Source organism: Yoonia sp. (assembly GCF_046498525.1).
Taxonomy (GTDB): Bacteria; Pseudomonadota; Alphaproteobacteria; order Rhodobacterales; family Rhodobacteraceae; genus Yoonia.
The window spans coordinates 1-4,217 of record NZ_JAWOAN010000282.1; the positions used below are offsets into that span (position 1 = coordinate 1).

6 protein-coding genes are annotated in these 4,217 nt (G+C 59.4%); 5 read left to right on the top strand and 1 reads right to left on the bottom strand.

Annotation, left to right across the window (positions count from 1 at the left end; genetic code table 11):
* The 3 genes from cgtA to R6T97_RS16425 form a co-directional block, all read left to right on the top strand.
* Window positions 1-738 (top strand): Obg family GTPase CgtA (gene cgtA / locus R6T97_RS16415; protein ID WP_410350357.1); only part of this gene is annotated, 738 nt, incomplete at its 5' end.
* Window positions 726-1,832: a glutamate 5-kinase gene (gene proB / locus R6T97_RS16420; RefSeq protein WP_410350358.1), complete on the top strand. Its 1,107-nt coding sequence runs from the start codon at window positions 726-728 to the stop codon at window positions 1,830-1,832. The genes cgtA and proB, both read left to right, overlap by 13 nt.
* An 11-nt stretch (window positions 1,833-1,843) precedes the next feature.
* Complete coding sequence (locus R6T97_RS16425) at window positions 1,844-3,109, top strand: glutamate-5-semialdehyde dehydrogenase (protein ID WP_410350359.1); 1,266 nt, start codon at window positions 1,844-1,846, stop codon at window positions 3,107-3,109.
* Here R6T97_RS16425 and R6T97_RS16430 read toward each other — a convergent pair.
* Window positions 3,106-3,696, bottom strand: coding sequence for a histidine phosphotransferase family protein (locus R6T97_RS16430; RefSeq protein WP_410350360.1), 591 nt, complete (start codon window positions 3,694-3,696; stop codon window positions 3,106-3,108). The two genes, R6T97_RS16425 and R6T97_RS16430, sit on opposite strands and share 4 nt — an antisense overlap.
* Before the next feature lie 29 nt (window positions 3,697-3,725).
* On the opposite strand from R6T97_RS16430, the gene R6T97_RS16435 reads away from it, so the two are divergent.
* Window positions 3,726-3,905 carry a DUF3553 domain-containing protein gene (locus R6T97_RS16435; RefSeq protein WP_410350361.1) on the top strand — a complete coding sequence of 60 codons (180 nt, stop codon included), beginning with the start codon at window positions 3,726-3,728 and terminating at the stop codon, window positions 3,903-3,905.
* Window positions 3,906-4,027: 122 nt separating this feature from the next.
* The coding region (locus tag R6T97_RS16440; RefSeq protein WP_410350362.1) for a GNAT family N-acyltransferase at window positions 4,028-4,217 on the top strand (190 nt) is incomplete at its 3' end.

Consider the following 4,217-nt stretch of genomic DNA (forward strand, 5'->3'; position numbering starts at 1 on the left):
ATTGCCGACCTGACCGAAGTTGGCCAGAAGATCGTGATCGCCAAGGGTGGTAATGGCGGCTGGGGTAACCTGCGCTTCAAGACTGCGACCAATCAGGCACCGCGCCGCGCCAACCCGGGACAAGAGGCGATCGAGCGCACAATCTGGCTGCGCCTGAAACTGATCGCCGACGTGGGCCTTTTGGGGATGCCAAACGCGGGTAAATCCACGTTCCTTGCCACGACGTCCAATGCGCGCCCGAAAGTTGCGGATTATCCGTTTACGACACTTGTCCCGAACCTTGGTGTCGTGGGGGTCGATGACGTGGAATTCGTCGTCGCTGATATTCCCGGCCTGATTGAGGGTGCAAGCGAGGGCCGTGGCCTTGGTGATATGTTCCTCGGCCATGTCGAACGCTGCGCCGTCCTGTTGCACCTGATCGACGGCACATCGGGCGATCCGGCCGCTGATTTAACCACGATCATTGCCGAGTTGCAGGCTTACGGTGGCGAACTGGCCGAAAAACCCCGCATCACCGTATTGAACAAGATCGACACGCTGGACGAGGAAGAGCGCATCTTCCTGCGCGACGAGATCGCCGCCGTTGCCGATGGCCCTGTCATGATGATGTCGGGGGTGACAGGAGAAGGTGTTTCCGACGTGCTGCGCGCCTTGCGCGCCGAGATCGACGACAACCGACTGCGCCAGCGAAAAGCGGCGAAGGAGGAAGAGGCCGAGGACGCGCCATGGCAGCCCTGAGCGATGCCAAACGCCTTGTCGTCAAGATCGGGTCAGCCTTGCTGGTCGATGCCGGAACTGGCGCGTTACGGCAGGACTGGCTGACCTCTTTGGCCAGCGATGTGGCGCGGATCAGGGCGCGCGGGACCGATGTTATTGTCGTGTCGTCCGGATCTATCGCCTTGGGGCGCGGCATTTTAGGCTTGCCGCCGACGCCCTTGGCGCTGGAGCAATCACAGGCTGCGGCGGCTGTCGGGCAGATCAGGCTGGCGCGCGCCTATGAAGAGGCGCTGACGCCACATGGGATCATCACCGGCCAAGTGCTTGTCACGCTTGAAGATTCGCAAGACCGGCGGCGGTATCTCAATAGCCGGGCGACGATGGAAACCATGCTGGGGCTGGGTGTGACGCCGATCGTGAACGAAAACGACACGATTGCCACCGATGAAATCCGCTATGGCGACAATGACCGTCTTGCAGCACAGGTGGCCGTGACGGTTGGTGCGGATCAACTGATCCTGCTGTCGGATGTTGACGGGCTCTATACCGAGAACCCCAAGCTCAAGACCACGGCGCAACACCTTGCCGTTGTTGATAAAATTACGCCCCAGATCGAGGCAATGGCGGGTGATGCTGGTTCCGGTTTGTCCAAGGGGGGCATGATCACCAAGATCATGGCGGCGCGCATTGCGACAGAGGCTGGCTGTGCCATGGCGATAGCTCTAGGGACAGGGCTGCATCCGCTTGGCGGGCTTGAAAGCGGCGCACGCGCCACTTGGTTCACCGCGCAAACGGACCCGCAGGCAGCGCGTAAACGCTGGATTTCGGCGATGAAACCGCGCGGAACTATTACGGTCGATGCGGGGGCGAGTGCGGCGCTGCATCACGGCAAGAGCCTCTTGCCCGCAGGTGTGACCCAGATCAGCGGCAGTTTCGGGCGCGGCGATCTGGTGGCCATTGTCGATGCAACCGGCGTGCAGATGGGGCAGGGCCTTGTCCGCTACACCAGCGTCGAAGCACGCCAGATCATGGGGCGGCGGTCGGCTGACATCGTTGAAATACTGGGCTATGAAGGGCGCGCTGCATTGGTGCACCGCGACGATATGGTGCTTTAAGAGGGCATGAAATGAAAGATCAGGACGCAATCGGAACCATGATGGCGCAAATCGGCGCTGACGCACGTGCAGCATCGACTGTTTTGGCGACGGTCGGGGCAGAGCGCAAGTATGCTGCCCTGATCGGGGCTGCCGATGCGATCTGGGAAAACCGGCTGGCGATCATGGATGCCAATGCCGAAGATCAAGTCTACGGCGAAGAAAAAGGCCTTAGCCCCGCGATGATGGACCGGCTGATGCTGGATGAACCGCGTATCCGCGCCATGGCCGAAGGGCTGCGCAATGTGGCTGCGCAACGCGATCCGGTGGGCGAGGTCATGAGCGAATGGGACATGCCAAGTGGTCTGCACATCCAGCGTGTCCGCACGCCCTTGGGTGTGATCGGCGTCATCTACGAAAGCCGCCCGAATGTGACGGCTGACGCCGGTGCGCTGTGTCTGCAATCGGGTAACGCCGTCATTTTGCGCGGCGGGTCAGAGAGTTTTCATTCATCAACCGTGATCCATAAGTGTTTGCAAACAGGGCTCAAACAGGCGGGGCTTCCTGCCGCGGCGATCCAGTTGGTGCCGACACGTGACCGCGCGGCGGTGTCGGCCATGCTGACAGCGACGGATCATATCGATGTGATCGTGCCACGCGGCGGCAAAGGCCTTGTCGGATTGGTGCAGCGCGAAGCGCGCGTTCCGGTTTTTGCCCACCTTGAGGGAATTTGCCACATCTACGTGGGCGCTACCGCAGACCCTGCCATGGCGCTCGAGATCGTGTTGAACGCCAAGACCCGCCGCACGGGGATTTGTGGTGCGATGGAGTGTCTTTTGATTGATTGGCGGTTTTACACCCAGCACGGCCCTTTGTTGGTCGAGGCCTTGCTGAAAGCCGGGGTCGAAGTGCGCGCGGATGGTGAGCTCGCCAGGATCGACGGCACAACGCCTGCGCAGCCGGATGATTTCGGCAAGGAATTTCTTGATATGATCTGTGCGGCCAAGCTGGTCGATGGTGTCGATGAAGCGATTGACCATATCCGCACCTTCGGGTCCAACCACACCGACGCCATCGTCACCGCTGATGATCAGGCGGCGGCGCATTTCTTTAAGGAACTCGACAGTGCGATCCTGATGCGCAATGCGTCAACCCAGTTTGCCGACGGCGGCGAATTCGGGATGGGCGCCGAGATCGGTATCGCGACAGGCAAACTGCATGCACGCGGTCCGGTCGGGGCTGAACAGTTGACCAGTTTCAAGTATCTTGTGACAGGGGACGGGGCCGTGCGCGCCTAGAACCGGGCGACCAGATAAGCGGGCGTATGCTCAAACTGCAAGACGCGCCCTGCCTCTGCCAAGACACCGGGAAGCAGGGCGAATTGCACATGGGATGGCGTGTAGGTAAATCCGGCTTGCGGTGACAGCAGATTGTCCCAAAGCTCTTGATCGACGGCCAGTCGCGGTCCTTCGCCCCGCATCACCCATGTCTCGCCCTCTTGCGTGATCCGGATATCGCCGCCCAAAGGCAAAGAAGCCTCGATCGCCTGAAGCATCAACAGGGCGCACCGCACAAGCCTGCGCGGCTGGTCCCCGTCAATTTTCCAGATGTAGTTGATCCGCCCGCCCCGTGCTACCGCAGCCAAAATCGATAACACCTCTGCCCGGCTCACCATTTGCTCTTCGCTTGCCGCGCCATAGGCGATCCGGAAATACCTGATCCGTGCGCTGGCGTTCTGCACACTCTCGTTGATCAGCTCCATTTCGGCACCGGTATCGCCATCGGTCAGCGCCAAAAGCTCGACTCCATTGCCGATTGCCCCAATTGGGCTGATAAGGTCGTGGCAAATGCGCGAGCCAACCAATGCTGCGAGATCAGGTTGCATAATGCAGCCTCCGTTTTGAGGGAAGATGAATGAACGACTTTAACGCAATCCTTGAACCAGGGATGCTGGTACGGCATCCCGACAAGCCAGAGTGGGGCACCGGACAGGTACAATCCAACATTGGCGACAAGATCACGGTAAATTTTCGGGAGGTGGGAAAGGTGGTCATTGATGGCAAACACGTTCTACTCGTACTGGTTAATGAATAGTGTACAACCTTAAGGCGAGTAGATCAAGTGAAGTTATTCAGCACATCTTCATGCCTCGTCCGAATTGGTTGCTAAATGGTTAATTTCCCCGCAGATCAACCGGTATGACCGCAAAGACCTCAATGCCCCACCAAGCCAAACCTGTTTTTTCCACCCGCATCGCAGGAACCGATGAAGAGATCGGCGCAGCGCAGCGCCTGCGATATGATGTGTTTGTCGCAGAACTTGGCGGCGATGGACCGTTGGTTGACCATACCGCGCGACTGGAAAAGGATACCTTCGATAGATATGCCGATCATATCCTGTTGCTGG

Bases quoted from the DNA above. Each gene is read 5' to 3' on its own strand.
- R6T97_RS16425 (WP_410350359.1), top strand. From the start codon at position 1,844: ATGAAAGATCAGGACGCAATCGGAACCATGATGGCGCAAATCGGCGCT.
- R6T97_RS16430 (WP_410350360.1), bottom strand. From the start codon at position 3,696: ATGCAACCTGATCTCGCAGCATTGGTTGGCTCGCGCATTTGCCACGAC.
- proB (WP_410350358.1), top strand. From the start codon at position 726: ATGGCAGCCCTGAGCGATGCCAAACGCCTTGTCGTCAAGATCGGGTCA.
- R6T97_RS16435 (WP_410350361.1), top strand. From the start codon at position 3,726: ATGAACGACTTTAACGCAATCCTTGAACCAGGGATGCTGGTACGGCAT.